Annotated in this window: 14 protein-coding genes and 1 other RNA gene; 2 read left to right on the top strand and 13 right to left on the bottom strand. The window is 31.1% G+C overall.

The window, feature by feature from the left end; translation table 11 throughout:
• The gene (locus tag AC27L2_RS04145) at positions 1–1,710 is read right to left on the bottom strand and encodes a M1 family metallopeptidase (protein WP_487210423.1); all 1,710 of its coding nucleotides are present in this window, start codon (positions 1,708–1,710) and stop codon (positions 1–3) included.
• 104 nt (positions 1,711–1,814) lie between these two features.
• Between AC27L2_RS04145 and glgC the strand changes: the two genes are divergently transcribed.
• A complete protein-coding gene (gene glgC / locus AC27L2_RS04140; protein WP_487210422.1) occupies positions 1,815–3,056 on the top strand; it encodes a glucose-1-phosphate adenylyltransferase in 1,242 nt (413 codons plus the stop codon).
• Positions 3,057–3,301: 245 nt separating this feature from the next.
• Here the strand turns inward: glgC and AC27L2_RS04135 are convergent, their stop codons facing one another.
• The 3 genes from AC27L2_RS04135 to AC27L2_RS04125 are packed head-to-tail and all read right to left on the bottom strand — an operon-like array spanning position 3,302 to position 4,929.
• Positions 3,302–3,784, bottom strand: coding sequence for a hypothetical protein (locus AC27L2_RS04135; protein WP_487210421.1), 483 nt, complete (start codon positions 3,782–3,784; stop codon positions 3,302–3,304).
• A 34-nt stretch (positions 3,785–3,818) separates the two neighbouring features.
• A complete protein-coding gene (locus AC27L2_RS04130) occupies positions 3,819–4,328 on the bottom strand; it encodes a hypothetical protein (protein WP_487210420.1) in 510 nt (169 codons plus the stop codon).
• Between the two features lie 19 nt (positions 4,329–4,347).
• Positions 4,348–4,929: an outer membrane protein gene (locus tag AC27L2_RS04125; protein WP_487210419.1), complete on the bottom strand. Its 582-nt coding sequence runs from the start codon at positions 4,927–4,929 to the stop codon at positions 4,348–4,350.
• A 277-nt stretch (positions 4,930–5,206) separates the two neighbouring features.
• On the opposite strand from AC27L2_RS04125, the gene uvrC reads away from it, so the two are divergent.
• Positions 5,207–7,042 carry an excinuclease ABC subunit UvrC gene (uvrC, locus tag AC27L2_RS04120; protein ID WP_487210418.1) on the top strand — a complete coding sequence of 612 codons (1,836 nt, stop codon included), beginning with the start codon at positions 5,207–5,209 and terminating at the stop codon, positions 7,040–7,042.
• Here uvrC and ffs read toward each other — a convergent pair.
• From ffs to ispG, 9 genes are all read right to left on the bottom strand, one after another.
• An RNA gene (gene ffs / locus AC27L2_RS04115) (signal recognition particle sRNA small type) lies at positions 7,041–7,139 on the bottom strand. The two genes, uvrC and ffs, sit on opposite strands and share 2 nt — an antisense overlap.
• A gap of 67 nt (positions 7,140–7,206) precedes the next feature.
• Entirely contained in the window at positions 7,207–8,460 is a 1,254-nt protein-coding gene (locus tag AC27L2_RS04110; RefSeq protein ID WP_487210417.1) for an asparagine synthetase B, read from the bottom strand.
• Positions 8,461–8,576: 116 nt separating this feature from the next.
• Complete coding sequence (gene clpX / locus AC27L2_RS04105) at positions 8,577–9,830, bottom strand: ATP-dependent Clp protease ATP-binding subunit ClpX (protein ID WP_487210416.1); 1,254 nt, start codon at positions 9,828–9,830, stop codon at positions 8,577–8,579.
• Between the two features lie 2 nt (positions 9,831–9,832).
• On the bottom strand, positions 9,833–11,689 hold the full coding sequence (locus tag AC27L2_RS04100; RefSeq protein WP_487210415.1) for a tetratricopeptide repeat protein: 1,857 nt from the start codon (positions 11,687–11,689) through the stop codon (positions 9,833–9,835).
• The gene (locus AC27L2_RS04095) at positions 11,682–13,160 is read right to left on the bottom strand and encodes an FAD-binding oxidoreductase (protein WP_487210414.1); all 1,479 of its coding nucleotides are present in this window, start codon (positions 13,158–13,160) and stop codon (positions 11,682–11,684) included. Before AC27L2_RS04095 ends, AC27L2_RS04100 begins: the two co-directional genes overlap by 8 nt.
• A gap of 23 nt (positions 13,161–13,183) precedes the next feature.
• Positions 13,184–13,399, bottom strand: a complete 216-nt coding sequence (locus AC27L2_RS04090) for a Trm112 family protein (protein WP_487210413.1) — start codon at positions 13,397–13,399, stop codon at positions 13,184–13,186.
• Positions 13,400–13,475: 76 nt separating this feature from the next.
• A complete protein-coding gene (locus AC27L2_RS04085) occupies positions 13,476–14,213 on the bottom strand; it encodes a zinc ribbon domain-containing protein (RefSeq protein WP_487210412.1) in 738 nt (245 codons plus the stop codon).
• Between the two features lie 12 nt (positions 14,214–14,225).
• Positions 14,226–15,335 (bottom strand): Nif3-like dinuclear metal center hexameric protein, encoded by a 1,110-nt coding sequence (locus AC27L2_RS04080; RefSeq protein ID WP_487210411.1) that lies wholly within the window; start codon positions 15,333–15,335, stop codon positions 14,226–14,228.
• Positions 15,336–15,497: 162 nt separating this feature from the next.
• Complete coding sequence (ispG, locus tag AC27L2_RS04075; protein WP_487210410.1) at positions 15,498–17,456, bottom strand: (E)-4-hydroxy-3-methylbut-2-enyl-diphosphate synthase; 1,959 nt, start codon at positions 17,454–17,456, stop codon at positions 15,498–15,500.
• Positions 17,457–17,472 lie beyond the last annotated feature (16 nt).

Genomic DNA, 17,472 nt, shown 5'->3' with positions numbered 1-17,472 from the left:
TTATTTTGATTGACTAAAATTTGCAAGCAGCCATTTATCAGGGTCTAACTCAAATGAAACCGGTTTGTTCTTTGTAACAAATTCAAATTTGCTTTCACGTGATTGAACATAAAAATTCTTTACTTCGGGTTCATCATTTTCAAAATAAATTTTTATATCAACAGGAAATTTATAAATATCATAACCATTTTGTAACTGATTGATTTTAAAAATTATTTTATATCCATTGCTTACTGGAATAATATCCCAGTTGTATTCAGCTTCTATTTTCCCTGTGCCTTTGTAAATCCATTGATCAAAGAAAAACTTAAGATTTTTTCCTGTTACTTTTTCGCAAACATCCTGAAAGTCCTGTGTAGATGCATTTTTATATCTAAATTTTTGAAAGTATGTTCGCAAAATTTTAAAGAAGGAGCTGTCACCCACTTCTCTTCTAAGCATGTGCAGAACCCATGCACCTTTGTTATAAATCAAACTGCTGAAAAGATTTTCTTTTGGATTGTATAAAGTTCCTGTCAAAAACATTCCAGATTTAGAATTCATTGTAGAAATAAGAGCACTTTTACCAGCTTGATATTCCCAGTATAATGCTTCTGAGTAAGTAGCAAATCCTTCGTTAAGCCAAATATCTTTCCATGTTTTTGGACTTACAGCATTTCCCCACCAATGATGTGATAATTCATGAATCAGCATATCCTGAAAAAATTTTTTGCCAGTGATAAATCTCGAACCTACACCTGTAATTGTTTGATGTTCCATTGCACCATTCTGCCAAAGAAATTCTGCAACTGCATATTTCTCTTTTATAAATGGATAGGGACCAAAAATTTTTTCGAATGTTTTGATGTATCGAGGATGGTCTGAAAAATCTTTGATTGCATCTTCAAATTTATCCTCTAATGCATAATAGCAAAGCTGGAGAGTATCGCTTGTAACTGAAATATATTTATCGCAATATGACTTATACTTGCCCGAATATATTGTAATCAAATAAGTAGAAATTGGATAATAAGTTTTCCAGTGATATGTTTTTTTTGAATTTTTTGAAATTACTTCTATCAGTTTCCCATTTGAAAGAGAGACATAAGAAGAATCATTAGTTATGAAAATATCTGCAAGAGCTTTATCATCAGGTTTATCAACACATGGAAACCAAGTTGATGCATAAAACGGTTCGCTGATTGTATAAACAAAATTTTGTCCATTCACATTTTCAAAACAAAAAGAACCAAAGCCAAGTCTTTTAGGTTCGCCTTCATAGATAATTTTCAGTTCTGAAGTATCTTTAAGAATTTCCTTTGGAATAAATTTTACTATTGTTTCCTCTCTTTTAAAATCAACAGGTTCATCATTCAGATAAGCATTTTTAATGTTCATGTTATCATAAAAATTAATATCAATTTCTTTGGCATTGGGATTATTTGTTGTAAATCTAATTGAAACAGTTCCTTTAATCATTTTACTTTCTGGAATCAATTCAATATGAATATCGTAATGCAATACATCAAATATAGTTTGAGTAGGAGGATTATATTCTTCAATGAAATTTTCATTCAGTTCGGTTTTATTAAAATTTGTTAGCAGCTTAACTGGTTTATTAATAAAATGAAAAGTTTTCACAGCGAAAGGAACTATAACTATTATTGAAAACAGAATTGACACTAAAGCAATTATAATTGCTGTTCTAATCGGACTCTTTTTAAAGTTCATAAAATTGCATATAATTTATTCATAAACATCACAAAGTTAATCATTTCTTAAATTGCCAATCAATTTATAATTGAATATATTTTAGAAAAAGACTGGAGGCTGCCATGAGAAATTATGCTGGTTCTGAAATTTTAAGAAAAACTCTAACAATGATTTTAGCTGGTGGTCAAGGAGAAAGATTGTATCCTCTTACCAAAGAGAGAACAAAGCCTTCAGTGCCATTTGGCGGTAAATACAGAATTATTGATTTCACACTTTCTAATTGTTTGAACTCCGGATTCAGAAAAATTTTTGTACTAACTCAATACAAATCTGATTCTTTAAATCGACATCTTTATGAAGCATGGAATATTTTTAATCCAGAACTTGGAGAGTTTATTTATTCAATTCCTCCGCAATTTAAAACTGGAAGAGATTGGTATCTTGGGACTGCAAATGCTATTCACCAGAATTTTAATTTGATAACAGACAATCTCTACGAATGGCTGTTAGTCTTATCGGGTGATCACATTTACAAGATGGATTACTTGAAAATGATTCAATATCACATTGAAAAGAAGGCTGCTCTTACATTATCCGCAATTGAAATTCCAAAAGAACAAGCAACTCGATTCGGCGTTCTTGAAATTGATTCTGATTACAGAGTCACATCATTTCTTGAAAAACCAAAAAATCCTCCTGCTATTCCAAATAAACCAGATTACTCATTTGTCAATATGGGCATTTATGTTTTCAATGTCCCTGTAATAAAAGAAGTAATGAATAAAATGGAAGAAGAAAAAGTTCCTAATATTGATTTTGGGAAGAATGTAATTCCTTATATGATAAAAAATAATTATCATATTCAAGCTTATAGATTTGTTGATGAGAATAAAAAAGAGCAGCCTTATTGGGTTGATGTTGGAACAATCGAAAGTTATTATGCAGCGAGTATGGACTTGATAAGTGTTAATCCACATTTTAATCTTTACGATCAGGAATGGCCACTTAGAACAGAACAAAGACAATTTCCACCAGCAAAAACTGTATCGCACGAAGGAGAAAGAGTTGGACGAGCAATTAATTCTTTAATTACTGATGGAACAATTATTTCTGGTGGATTAGTTGAAAGGTCAATTCTTGGTTTTAATGTTCGTGTTAACAGTTATACTTATATAACTGATTCAATCATTATGGATAATTGCAACATTGGGCGACACTCAAGAATTCGAAGAGCAATAATTGACAAAAATGTAATTATCCCTGAAGGAACTGAAATTGGTTTTGATACTGAAGTCGATAAAAAAAGATTTACAGTTTCAGAAACCGGCATTGTAGTAATTCCAAAAAATTACAAATTCAATTAATGGTCAGTTTATTCGGGTTAAAAGTTGCAGGTTAACGGTTAGAGGTTGAAGATAAAAAGTTACAGGTGGAAAGCAAAAAATCACAAATAAAAAACTGATAGGGTTTAACATTAATAGTAAATTCCAATATTACAAAATGTATGAACCTCCGAAGGGGTTCAATATTAAAATCTTAGCAAATCAGCATAATCTGTGTTTATCTGCGTTCTATAAATTTCTTGTTTTTTTATTGAACTTAATTTTCTTTAAAAATCATATTCAATTCCCAAACGAATTCCTCTTTGCGGTCCCCAAACATATCTTGCCATAACAAATACTGGCGAGATTAATTTTGTTCCAAATCCAAAAGAAAACATCCAACCATTTTCTCTAAACGCAAACCTGTTGTTATCCTCAAGTTTATTAAAAGAAGTAAAAAGATAACTAACATTAATAATGTTAAAGAAATCTTTTCCCGTTACCATTGTGTTTCTGCTTTCAATTCCAACTTCAATTCTTCTAAATTCCGAAATATTAGATTTTTCACCCCAATGAGTTCCGGCAAAAAAGCCAGCAATTCCTCTTAAAACAACTTTGTTGTTGTTCCAGGTTTTAATCCATTTTGAAGCACTGACACCATAATATTCGCCGCTTCTTCCAAGTTGATATGAAACATTAAGAGAATAATTTTGACCAAACAAAGAAACGGTCATTAAACAAACAAAAAAGAAAATCAAATACTTTTTCATTTTGTCCCCTCCTTTTTAAAAGCTCAAAACAGTTTTACTCAAATAATATTTTAATATTCTTATTTGAGTACCTGAAAATTGAGATTATAAAAAATATTGAGATAACAATTGAATAAAAATAACTTGTGTAAAGCATCAACATTTTTACATTGCTGTATACATTTTGAACTTCCTGATTTTGAAATTCAACAGGCGGATAATAGAAATTAATAATTGGGGCTATAAGCAAATAAACAATTGATAAAATTAAGCCTAAAATAATTTTTCCTCTCCAATACTCTTTAAATTGCAGAGCAAAAATTGCAGATATTAACAGAAATGCACTCAATAAAAATTGAATTGAATTCATTATCAGAACATAAACAAGATTCATATTCATTTTTGCATTGGCAGCTGATGAATAAATTCTATTTTGAGCAGTATTCATAAACAAACTGCCAATTAGACTGCTTAAAGAAGCGATCAATGAAAGTGATGAAATAACTATAATAACCCAAGTAATAATTTTAATGTTTCTTTTGTTTTTCTCTTGTGATGTTTCCATTTTTTCCCCTCATTGAATTTCAAAATAAAATTGAAAAACCAATCAATAAGGAATTCAATTTTCTTGTATATTCACTATTAGAATAAAAGTTTTCTAATGTATCATGAAAACACTGGTAACGATATTCTGTTCTTACAGCAACACTATTAGTGAAAAAGTACTTCAAACCAAATCCAGCATTTAAGCAGGTAACATCAAACTTATCCGACATTCGAATGAAAGCATTTGTCGCAGTAATAAAAGGATAAGAATTCCCAAGCCCATAACCAACTAAAACGAATGGATAAAATTTAGTATCCATAATCTTATAGTTATAAGCAATATTTCCACTTACAACAAAAGAAGGTTTTTCTCCTTCAACCAAAAAAGTATAAAATTCAGGTTCAAATTGAAATCCACCATATAGAAAATATCCTGCACGAATAAAAGCATTAAAGTAAAATTTTGCATCTGACTCGTAAGTATAATTGCCGGATTTGCTTACAGATGAAACTGTTCCTAAAGACCCGCTTGTTGAGATTTCAAATCTCCTACCTTCAATTTGAGCAAAAGAAATTTGAGAAAAAAGTAATGCGAGGATGATTAAGAATGATTTTTTCATAATGTCCCTCAGTTATAGTGATTAGATTCTAAACTTTAATGAAAATTTTTATTATTAGTGAATTTTATTAAATAGTAAATTTGCTAAAATTTACCCTCACTGTTAATTAAGATGTTTTTAATATTTAATTTGAATGCAAAATAATAATTTCAAAAAAAAATCAAAATATTTTTTTTGTTGATGGTTCACGCAGTTTCTTTACATGTATTCTTTATAAAGGGCTTTTTTATTAATGCGAGATTTCAGATTTTTATCCAATAAATTCTTAACTAAATTTATGAATCCAAATTTAGAAGATAAATTAAATAACTTGCCTGCTTTGCCTGGGATTTACCAGTTCAAAAATGAAAAAGGCAAAGTGATTTATGTTGGAAAGGCAAAAAATTTAAGAAACCGAGTTCGTTCTTATTTCCAAAAAAATCTTGATTCACCTAAAACTGCTGCGCTTGTATCAAAAATTCATGATGTTGAGGTAATTATAACAGACAACGAAATTGAAGCACTGGTTCTTGAAAATAATTTAATTAAAGAATTAAAACCCCGCTACAATGTAAATCTGAAAGACGATAAATCTTATCCTTACATCAAAGTTACCAATGAACCTTATCCACAAATTTATCCAACAAGAAATATTGTTAAAGATGGTTCCAAATATTTTGGTCCATATACTGATGTCAAAAACATGAAGCAATCGCTTCGGTTAATAAACAAAATATTTAAAATAAGAAGCTGCAAATACGATATCACCGAAGAAGCTATTCAAAAAAAGAAATTCAAAGTGTGTCTTGATTATCATATAAAAAAATGTGATGGACCATGTGAAGGACTTGTTTCTCAATATCATTATAATCAAATGGTTAATCAGGTTGTTAAAGTTCTGCGAGGTAAAACTGATGATTTGATTGAGGAACTGAAATCACAAATGAACCAAGCAGCTCAAAATTTAGAATTTGAAAAAGCTGCAGAACTGCGCGATAGAATTGAACAGCTTCAAATTTATTCTTCCAAACAAAAAGTTGTTTCAACTGACTTAGAAGATAAAGATATAATTAGCGCAGCTTATGAAGGAAAAGATGTAGCAGCTACAATTCTTAACATTCGTTCTGGTAAACTTGTCGGAAAAAAGCAGCTTGCTTTGACTACAGAGGAAAATGAAGACGAGAGTCAAATTTATTCTGCAATTATCAGATTTTATTATGATGAATATGTTGAAGTGCCAAAAGAAATAATCATTGAAATTGAACCTGATGATTCTGAAACTTTATTAGAATGGCTGAACAAACGAGCATTAAAGAAATGCAGGTTTGTTATTCCTCAAAAACAGAGTGAAGCAAAATCGCTTTTGATGATGTGCAAGCAAAATGCTCAGCTTTATCTCGAAGAAATTCAGCTTCAAAGAATGAAAAAAGAAGGGAGCGTGCCTTATGCGCTCTCTGCTCTTCAAAGAGATTTGCATTTGAAAAAACTTCCAAGAAAAATTGAATGCTTTGATATATCAAATCTTCAAGGAAGTGATGCAGTTGCAAGCATGGTAGTTTTTGTTGATGGAAAACCAAAAAAAAGTTTGTACAGAAAATTTATTATTAAAACTGTAGAAGGACCAAATGACTTTGCAAGCATGCAGGAAGTATTTTACAGAAGATACAGTAAACTGCTTGAAGAAAATGAACCCCTGCCTGATTTAATTATGGTTGATGGCGGAAAAGGTCAACTCTCAAGTGCAATAGAAGTTCTGAAAAATCTTGGAATAAAAGATTATGAAATTATTGGTCTTGCAAAGCGGCTTGAAGAAATTTTTGTTCCTAATGAATCTGATCCAATATTAATTTCAAAGACATCATCAAGTTTAAAGTTACTTCAGCAAATTAGAGATGAAGCACATCGATTTGCAATCACATTTCATCGCGAAAGAAGAAGTAAAAGAACTTTTACAAGTGAACTACTAGAAATTAAAGGGATAGGAGAAAAAGCTGCACAAAAGCTTTTATCAAAATTCAGCATTGATGAAATAAAAAATATGGATGAACAAAAATTATCAGAAGTTGTTGGAAAATCTAAAGCAAAAATAATTTTTGAATACTATCACCCCGAAATAAAATCAGAACAAAAATAAAAGCCAGACCAAACGACCACCCAGGTTAAATACTTACCGTTGCTTCCTTCCGGACCTGGCGGGGTTGGGTACTAACCTGCCGGCCATTGATCTGGCAAACTTGAAAAATTTTTGCGTGCAAATATATGAATTTAATTTCAGCTGTAAAATTGAATTGAATAGTATCAGGTTTTTTGTTCTTTCTTTTTTGCAGCCGGGAAAAGTATGTTGTTCAATATTAATCTGTAGCCAGGAGAATTTTTAAAAAGACTTAAATCTGTAGGCGGATCACCCACCGCATGTTGATAATCTTCTGGGTCGTGTCCACCATAAAAAGTAAAAGTCCCTCTACCATAATTCCCATGAATATATTTTACCTGATCAGTTCCTGCTCGTTCAGCAAGAATATAAACAGAATTTTTGATATACTTTTTTCTAAACATTGTGGTTTGTCCCATAAAACCATGAATTACATTTACATGATTTTGAGTTAACATTGTTGGAACAGGGTCATATTTAGCAGAGAATTCAAACAAGGTAAAATAATCATTTTGCTCTGGTCCAATTTCGGCAGGTTGAATATCGATATCACTGTATTCATAAATTAAAGGATTCATCTCGAGTTTGAAATTTTCAAAAGCAAGAGTTTGAGAAAAATCTAATTTATTTTGTGCATCAGGGTCTGGCGGGTCACCATCATACATTTTATCTACTATATCAACATTTAATGCTGAAAGTGCAATGTCGTATGTATCTGTTGCAGAGCACATTGCAAATAAAAATCCTCCTTTTCCAACATAATTTTTAATTGAGAGCACAACTGCTTTTTCCATTTCAGAAACTTTTTTGAAACCAAGTTTCTTTGCTTCTTTTTCGTAAATATTCTGCTGTTCTATATACCATGGTGCATTGCTGAACGAAGCATAGAATTTACCATATTGTCCTGTAAAATCTTCATGATGGAGATGGAGCCAATCATATTTTTCTAAATCACCTCGTAAAATTTCTTCTACCCAAATTTTATCATAAGGAACTTCTGCATAATCAAGTGCGAGTGTAACTGCATCATCCCAAGGTTTAAAATTTGGTGGGACATAGACAGCAATCTTGGGAGCTTTTTCAAGCCGAACAACTTCCATATTCTTGTCTTCACTTTGAACGAGAGAATAAATTTGAACAGCTTCCTGCTGGGTTAATGTTTGAAATGCAACTCCTTTTAATCTGCATCTTGCAGCAAGTTTTTCAGAATAATCAAACATAAAAGCACCGCCTCTATAATTGAGCAGCCAGTCGCCTGTCATCCCATCTCTAAGTGCATTGTAAGCAATACCATAAGCTTTTAAGTGGTCAGTTTGCTGCAAATCCATGTAGATAAGAATTTTTGCCTGGGCAAGTAGTAAAGATGACAAAAGAAAATTTATGAGAATAATTTTTTTCATGTATGAAAAGAATTTCGGATAAAAAATTTTAAAAATCTCAACGTTTCTTTGCGTCCTCTGCGGTTAGGATATAAGTTAAACCGCCAAGAACGGAGAGCATTAAAGTGATTACATGGTTATGCAATTTTTCTGTCGGATTCAATATAAATTGGTTTTTCACCTTTGGCAACAACATCACGAGTGATTAAGCATTTGTCAACATTTTCCATTGTTGGAATTTCATACATCACATCAAGCAGAATTCCTTCGACAATTGACCTGAGAGCACGAGCTCCAGTTTTTCTTTCAATTGCTTTTTTAACAATTTCATCAAGTGCAAGCGGGTCAAACTCAAGTTCTACTCCTTCAAGAGCAAATAATTTTTTATATTGCTTAATAATTGCATTCTTAGGCTCAGTTAAAATATTTTTCAATGCAGCTGGTCCTAATGAATGAAGTGGAGCAATAACCGGAAGTCTTCCTACAAGTTCTGGTATCAATCCAAACTTAATTAAATCCTCAGGTTGAACTTTTTGAACAAGATTATCTTTATCAATCTCATCAGCTTTGGACATGTTTGTATCAAATCCAATTGGATTGCGATTTATTCTTGATGCAATAATATTTTCAATTCCTTCAAAAGCACCGCCGCATATAAACAGAATATTTTTTGTATTAACATTAATTAAACTTTGTTCTGGATGTTTTCTTCCGCCTCTTGGAGGAACTCCTGCAATTGTTCCTTCAAGAATTTTCAATAGAGCTTGTTGAACACCTTCTCCCGAAACATCACGAGTAATTGAAACACTTTCACTTTTACGAGCTATTTTATCAATTTCATCGATATAAACAATTCCTTTTTGTGCTCTTTCAAGATTATAATCTGCAGCTTGAAGCAGACGAACTAAAACTGTTTCCACATCATCTCCAACATAGCCAGCTTCGGTTAAAGTTGTTGCATCTGCAATTGCGAACGGAACATCAAGAATCCTTGCCAATGTTTGAGCAAGAAGTGTTTTTCCTACTCCAGTTGGACCAATCAACAGAATATTGCTTTTTTCAATTTCAACATCATCAACATCAAAAAAAGAAGAAGGAGCATTTATTCTTTTATAGTGATTATAAACTGCAACAGCAAGAATTTTCTTTGCGAGTTCTTGTTCTATTACATATTCATCAAGACTTTTCTTGATTAATTCTGGTGTTAATGATAAGCTGATAGAATCTTTTTTACCAAAAGTCGATACATTGTTTTTTAATATTTCAACACTTGTTTTAATGCAAATATCACAAATGTAAACATCTGGACCTGCAACCATACTTGAGACTTCGCTTCCATCTCTTCCACAAAAAGAGCATCTTATAGTTTTGGGTTCTCTATGACCTGCCATATTTAACCATTATTTGTTTGTAAATTATTTAAATATTCTCTTGCTTGTTCAAAATATAATGAATTTGGGAATTTCTCAAGAAGTTTTTGATAAATCTGAATAGATTTAGTTTTATCTTTAATTCCATATTGATAAATCTTGCCCAGCAGAAAAAGTGATTTATCGCCAAAAATTCCCGTTTTTGATTTTTCCAATAAATCTTCGAGTATTTTAATCGCAACAGGTAAATTATTCAAAGCTAATAATGTTTCTGCAAGTTTATAACTTGCAAATTCATTTAGAATAAATAAATCTTTGTTATCTGCCAAAGACTTAAATATTTCTGCGGCTTCATTAAATTTTTTTATGAATAAAAGTAAATCAGCTTCTGCATATTTAGACAAATTAATTGAATCCCGTTTTGTTGCGTTGATGAGAGATAATAACTCTAAAGCATCATTTGCAAAATCACTCGATAAATTTTTAGCAGTTTCAGATAAGAATTTTACAGCTTCATTAAAATTGGACTGCCAGAAACTTATTTTTGCAATGAAAAAGTTTGCTTCTGACTTTTGATTTAAATTTGCTCTGCTGTTTAATAACACTTTTTCAAAAAGAGATTTTGCATTTTCAAATCGATTCTGATGAATTGCAATTTTACCTTTCTGAATAAATGACAAAATTGAAAAATCTGTATTAGCTGCTCTTATGTTTATCAAAGTATATAAACTTTCCGCTTTTTGAATATTGTTTAACAAATTGAAATTAATTTCTGCTATTCTAAATAATGCCTGAGGATAAAAAGAACTTTGCGGATAATTTTTTACAACATCTTCATAAGATTTAATTATTTTTTTTATTTCGTCTTCATTAACTATTGTAATTACTCTGTATGATTTCCATGAGTCAATTTCATTTTTATATTTTTCATTATAAGCTGCTTCGAGTGAAGTTGAATAATAATACTTTATTGCCGGCATCATTTGAGGATTAGTGTTTTTCTTAATTAAATACTCAAAGGCTTTAAAAGCTGCGGAATATTCCTTATTCTGCAATGCATTTTGCGCAAAAGAAAAAATTGTATTCCCATTTCCATTTGTTTTTTCTTCATATTCAACAAGAAGCTGAAATGCAAGTTCATACTTCCCAATTAGTGAATAATTATAAGAAAGCAAGTCATACAATACCGGCGATGGTTTCTCTTTTATTTTTTTCTTGATAGCTTCGATAAACTGTTCAACAGCATTTTGATTATCTGAGTAATAATTAATTCTGCTTTTTACATTACCAATTTGTTCTGGCTTTTTAATTATTAAGTCACAAAATTCATTCGCTGCATCTGTAAATCTCATATTAGCAAGATAGATATTAGCAAGGTCAATAGAAAAAATTTCAGGTTCATCAGATATTTCTTTTCCTCGCTTAAGAATTTCAATAGCCTTTTCAAAAGCTCTGTTTTCAATTGCATAATTTGCAATTACTCTGAGTGCAACTATAGAAGATTGATTTATTTTTAATCCGCGTTCCCATGTCTCATAAGCTTTAGTTACATTATCAGACATGAAATAAACTGAGCCAAGCAGTCCATAAAGATTAATATCTTGAGGTGTTTGTTTCAATCTATTTTCAATTAACTCGGAGGCTTCGGAATATTTTTTTTGTTTGATTAAAATTCTTGTCAGCGCATCAAAATATGAATAGTTGTATGAGTTGATATTTACAAGTTCACGCAGTATTGCTTCTGCTTTTTCAAGCTGTCCTACTTCTTCATAACTTTGTGCTAATCTAAAACGATTGTCTAAGGATAAATCATTTTGTGCAAATGAATAAGATGATAGAATTAATATGAATAATAATGTTATAAAATAATATTTAGTCAAAATAGTTCTCGTAAAAAATATTGCCAATGTTCAAAATTTTATTCGGGTCGAAAACCAATTTTAATTTTGCCATTTCTCTTATAGTTTTTTCATCGTACATTTTAAGAAAGAAATCGCGTTTTAGTTTTCCAATGCCGTGTTCTGCAGAAATTGTTCCTTTCAATTGAACAGCTTTTTCACAAATTGTCATATAAATTTTTTTTGAAATATTGTATTCTTCTTCATTTTGAGGAAGCATATTCAAATGCATGTGTGAATTTCCAAAATGACCATAAACAACATAGTTCAAGCCATTGCTTTCAACAATTTTTTTAACATCATAATAATAATCCTTAAAAACATCATCTGGCACAGCAACATCAGTTCCTACTTTTTTCAAGCCTCGTCGGGTTACATATTCATTTACTTTCCATGCAATTGCGTGTCGAAAATCTTTGAATTGTTCCTGTTCTTTTTTATCTGAAGCTATCCAAGAATTTTCTTCCATTCCTGAATGCTTATTGATTAATTCCATCCAGTGTGAAATTATCTCGTCCTCATTTTCATCAAGTTCCTGCTCGAACCAAACGGCTCCTTTTGCATCATTTGGAATATTGGGATAATCTTCTGATAAAAATTTGAGTGTGTAGAAATCAAAGAATTCCAAGCCTCTTGCAGAAATTAATGAGAGAGAACTTTCAATTCTTTTTTTAGAAATTGCTCTTGCTTCTTCAATAAAATTAAGAGCATTATCTTCATTATCAAAAAATATAACACATGATAAAATTTTCTCCGGGAGTTCAATTAATTTTAATTTTATTTCCGAGAATATTCCAAGCGTTCCTTCAGAACCAATAAACAAATCAATCAGATCCATATTTTTTTTGCAGTAGTAACCTGCTGCATTTTTTGTATTCGGCATTTCATATTGAGGCAATGTAAAGGAAATTTTTTTACCGCTTTCAGTAATAAGAATTGCATTGAAATCATCAGCAAAATATTGACCTCTTTGAATCGACAATTTATCTCCATCAGGAAGAATAATTTTCAGCCCAAGTACATAATCTCGTGTTGGACCATATTTGAATGTTCTCGCTCCGGATGAATTTGTAGCAACATTTGCTCCAATTTGACAATTTCTTTCAGTTGGATCTGGAGGATAAAATAATTTTTGTTCTTCAACATAATCCTGAAAATCCTTGAGTATAACACCAGGTTGAATTACAGCAAATTTTTCTTCTTTATTTAATTCAATAATTTTATTCATATTTTCAAGAGAAATAACAATGCCTCCTTCAGGCACTCTTCCTCCAGTTAATCCAGTTCCATTCCCTGATACTGTTACTCTTTTTTTATTTTGATTGGCATATTTTAGAATCTCAGCAATTTCATCCTCATTAGAAGGAATATAGACAGCTTCACAATTGCCGCCGTAATTTGAAGCATCAGTCAAATAATTTTGAATCTCATCTTGATTTTGTTTTATCAGCATAAGTCCTTCAAGTTTGTTAAAAATTATTCTGATTTAATGCCGTGCCGTTTCATTATTTCTTTCCAGGTTTCTAAATCTAATTCATCAGATTCCTCGATTAACATAATCGGAATGTTGTTCTCAATTCTGTATCTTCTTCTTGTATTTCTGTCGGTAGATACAAGATAGTTATCATCCAACACTAAATCTGCTCCTGATACAGGGCAGCATAAAACTTCCAAGAGTTCTTTTGCAATCATATTTAAAACAATTTTAGTGAATTAAATATTCGAAAAGTTTTTAAAACATTAAGAAGCAGAAAAATTTTTATCGGGATTACAGCTGCAATTTTTTCTTGGCTTCTTCTGCGATTTCTGCAGAAACTAAAATTCTTCCACAGGATTCACATGAATAAATTCTTTTGTTCTGTTTAATTTCAAGTTGTCTTTGTGGAGGAACAACATTATGACATCCCGAACATGCAGAACGAATTATTGTTACAACTGCTTTGCCGCCAAGAGCTTTTCGAATTCTCATATAAGTTGCATAATCCTGCTTTTTAACTTTAGCAGCAACTTTTTCTCTTTTCTCTTTCAGCTTTAATTCTTCCCGTTCGTTTGCTTTAATAATTTGTTTTAGTTCAGATTCTTTTTCTTTAAGCTCTTTTGAAAGAGCAGCAAGCTGCGGTTCAATTTCTTCTATCTCTGCTTTTAATTTTTGAATTAAATCTTCAAGAGCAAGACTTTCACTTTCAAGTTTTTCAATTTGTTCTTCTGTGTGGTCTATTTCTTTTGTTAATGCATCATATTCTTTATTGTTGCGCACTTGATAAAGCTGGCTTTTAAATTTTTTCAAATTAGCTTTCAAGCGCTCAACATCTTCATCATTCTGTTTTCGTTTCTGCAACGACTTTTTCTTTTCTGCTTCCTTTGTTTCTATTTGCTCTTGAATTGCATTAATTTGTGCTGTCAGTTCATTTACAACAGCTGGAAGATCACCTCGCAAATCCTCAAGCTCGTCGAGTTGATCATCAATTAATTGAAGTTCATAGAGTGTTGTTAATCGTTCTACCAATTTAAGTACTCCTTAATGTTTATAAAACTTTATTGGATTTGTAACTTTCGAATATTTATAAACTTTTATTTTACTATTGCCAATAAAATTTTCTATTCTTTTTTTAACTTCATTCAAAATCAATACTTCTGTTTCGTAATGACCGGCATCAATCAGCAATATTTTATTGTTTGCATTATGAAATTCATGATATTTAATATCTGCTGTAATAAATGCATCTGCATTTGAACTGATAGCATGATTTATTAAATTTGAGCCAGCTCCGCCACAAACAGCAACTTTCTTTATAAGTTTATTTTTTCCACTACAATATCTTAGAACTTCTGTGTTCAATGATTTTGATACATGTGTTAAAAATTCTTCTTCATTCATTTCATTTTTTAGAAAACCAATTGCACCGGCTCCAAAATTTACATTTCGATTTTTCAAAGGATAAATGTCATAAGCTGGTTCTTCGTAAGGATGAGCCTTAAGCATTGATGAAATCACTTTATTCAGATTCCACTGGTCAACAATAAATTCCAATCGAATCTCTTCAACTTTTTCGAAAATATTTTTTTTCCCAACAGTTGGATTCGATTTCTCTGAGCCTTTAAAAGTACCTTCTCCTTTTAATCTAAAACTGCAATTCTCATATTCACCAATTATGCCTGCCCCTGAAGAAAAAACAGCATTTGAAACTTGTTCTATATGATTTTCGGGAACAAAAACTGCTAATTTGAATTGGTTTGATTCTAAGTTCTGAAGAAATTTGATTTCTGTTAATCCTAATTTTCTTGCCAGTTCAAATGAAACACCATCTTTGGCAAAATCAAGATTAGTATGAGCAGAATAAACAGTTATGTTGTTTTTAATGATTTTTTGAATAAGTTCAGCAGTCGAATTTGATTGAAAATCTAATTTATAAATTGGATTGAAAATCAGTGGGTGATGCGTAAAAATAAAATTGCAATTTTTATCAATTGCTTCCTGAAGGACTTCGTCAGTTAATTCGAGGCAGAGCATTATGTTTTTTACTTTCGTCCCCCGAGAGCCTATTTGAAGTCCTACATTATCTTTTTCCCAAGCGGCTCCTGGGGGAGACCAGCTTTCAATATATTCTGTCAGTTCTCCTGCAATCATATATAAAAAAAATGCACCCCTCTAAAAGTGGAGTGCATTTCCCATTTGAAATTCTTTTTAGAAAACCCGTTAAGTATTTTTCTTCTTTTTATTGAATAATTGTCCATAAATCTATTCAAAATATATAATAATAGAACAAGAACTTCAAGAATATTACCAATTTTATCCCTGTTCTATCCATTTACCATCTAATTTTATTAATTCTATGAGCTCATCCAATGCGTTCTGGTCGGGAATATTCCTTTTCACAATTTCTTTTCCTTTATACAAAGTAATTTTTCCTGGACCTGAACCAACATATCCATAATCGGCATCTGCCATTTCTCCTGGACCATTTACGATGCATCCCATTATTGCAATCTTTAAACCTTTTAGATGTTCTGTTCGTTTTCGAATTTTATTTGTCACCTCAACTAAATCAAATAATGTTCTTCCACAGGAAGGACAGGCAATATATTCAGTTTTTGTAATTCGAACTCTTGCTGCCTGCAGAATTCCAAATGAAGTTTTGTTTATGAATTCTCTGCTGATATTATTTCTATTTTTATCTTTTGCATTTATCCATATTCCATCTCCAAAACCGTCGATAAACAAAGCTCCAAAATCTGTAGCTGAATAAAGTCTTAGCTCTTCTTCGTCAATATTTTCATAAAATCTTTTAATAATAACAGGATTTTTTATATCTCTTAGAATTAATTCAAAAAAGATTCTTCTTTGTTCTGCCATTCCATGCAGATTATCTGTATTAATCACAAAAACAACTTTTGAATTGTTTTTAATTTTTTCAAACTCGTTAGAAAAAACTTCATCAATTGTTAATCCTACAAAGTTAATTACAAATGAGTATTCTTTTGCTTGTAAGAACTCAACTGGATTTTGATAAAATGGAAATCCTTTTGTTCTATCTTTTAATGTAATCCATTTTTCATAATCATAAATTAATTTTAAGTTTGGCGGTGGTTCAAATGGAAATTCTTTTTTGCCAAGATAAATTACATCAGCTGCTGAATCTGTTAACATCCATTTATCCAATTCCTCTGAATAATTATAACCAATACTTTTCATTAATGAATAAGAAATATTTTCTTCGCTGAAATCTGCAATAACTTTGGGAACTGTTGAGCCACCAATGTTTGATATTTCAAATGTTTCACGACGTTTGTAATCAAAAGGATTGATGGGATTTTCTTCGATTTCAATTATTGGTTTATGTTTTTCTCTTTCTTTATATCTATTAACAAGAATTTTTGCAACTGGAATTTCAAATTCTGGTTCTTCTGTTAATGATACACGAATTGTATCTCCAATGCCATCTTCAAGCAAAGTTCCAATTCCAGCAGAAGATTTTATTCTGCCATCTTCCCCAAATCCAGCTTCAGTTACACCAAGATGAAGTGGATAATTCATTCCTTCTTCTTCCATTTTATTTATCAGTAATCGATAAGCCTGAACCATTACTTGTGGGTTACTTGCTTTCATCGAAAGAACAATTGAATGAAAATTTTCTTCCCTGCATATTCTTAAAAATTCCATTGCAGATTCAACCATTCCAAGCGGAGTATCGCCATACCGACTCATAATTCTGTCTGATAGAGAACCATGGTTCGTCCCGATTCTAAGTGCAGTTCCATACTCTTTACAAATTTTCAACAAAGGAATCAGCTTTTCTCGAATTTTTTCAATCTCTTCATTATACTGTTCATCAGTGTATTCAATAATTTGAAATTTCTTTTTGTCTACAAAATTCCCGGGATTTATTCTTACTTTTTCAACAATTCGAGCTGCAACTTCTGCTGCATTTGGTGTGTAATGGATATCAGCAATTAAAGGTGTTTTGTATCCGCGTCTTCTTAATTCATTTTTTATATTCAATAAATTCTTTGCTTCGTTTATGCTTGGAGCTGTAATTCTGACATAATCGCATCCTGCTTCAATCATACGAATTGATTGTTCAACAGTTGCAATTGTATCCATTGTATTTGTTGTTGTCATTGATTGAATACGGATTGGATTATTTCCACCGAGAGGTACATCTCCAATAAAAACTTCTCTTGTTTTGTATCTTGAATAACTTGTAAGACTGTTACAATATTTCTTTATTGATTCAATTTTATTTTTCATGGCATTTAATAAACAA

Source organism: Rosettibacter sp. KY25 (assembly GCF_057554405.1).
This window is presented reverse-complemented; position numbering and strand designations above follow the sequence as displayed.

Excerpts from the sequence above, each read along its gene's own strand:
- ispG (WP_487210410.1), bottom strand. The coding sequence starts at position 17,456 with ATGAAAAATAAAATTGAATCAATAAAGAAATATTGTAACAGTCTTACA.
- uvrC (WP_487210418.1), top strand. The coding sequence starts at position 5,207 with ATGAATCCAAATTTAGAAGATAAATTAAATAACTTGCCTGCTTTGCCT.
- AC27L2_RS04090 (WP_487210413.1), bottom strand. The coding sequence starts at position 13,399 with ATGATTGCAAAAGAACTCTTGGAAGTTTTATGCTGCCCTGTATCAGGA.
- clpX (WP_487210416.1), bottom strand. The coding sequence starts at position 9,830 with ATGGCAGGTCATAGAGAACCCAAAACTATAAGATGCTCTTTTTGTGGA.
- AC27L2_RS04125 (WP_487210419.1), bottom strand. The coding sequence starts at position 4,929 with ATGAAAAAATCATTCTTAATCATCCTCGCATTACTTTTTTCTCAAATT.
- AC27L2_RS04130 (WP_487210420.1), bottom strand. The coding sequence starts at position 4,328 with ATGGAAACATCACAAGAGAAAAACAAAAGAAACATTAAAATTATTACT.
- AC27L2_RS04110 (WP_487210417.1), bottom strand. The coding sequence starts at position 8,460 with ATGAAAAAAATTATTCTCATAAATTTTCTTTTGTCATCTTTACTACTT.
- AC27L2_RS04135 (WP_487210421.1), bottom strand. The coding sequence starts at position 3,784 with ATGAAAAAGTATTTGATTTTCTTTTTTGTTTGTTTAATGACCGTTTCT.
- glgC (WP_487210422.1), top strand. The coding sequence starts at position 1,815 with ATGAGAAATTATGCTGGTTCTGAAATTTTAAGAAAAACTCTAACAATG.
- AC27L2_RS04145 (WP_487210423.1), bottom strand. The coding sequence starts at position 1,710 with ATGAACTTTAAAAAGAGTCCGATTAGAACAGCAATTATAATTGCTTTA.
- AC27L2_RS04080 (WP_487210411.1), bottom strand. The coding sequence starts at position 15,335 with ATGATTGCAGGAGAACTGACAGAATATATTGAAAGCTGGTCTCCCCCA.
- AC27L2_RS04095 (WP_487210414.1), bottom strand. The coding sequence starts at position 13,160 with ATGCTGATAAAACAAAATCAAGATGAGATTCAAAATTATTTGACTGAT.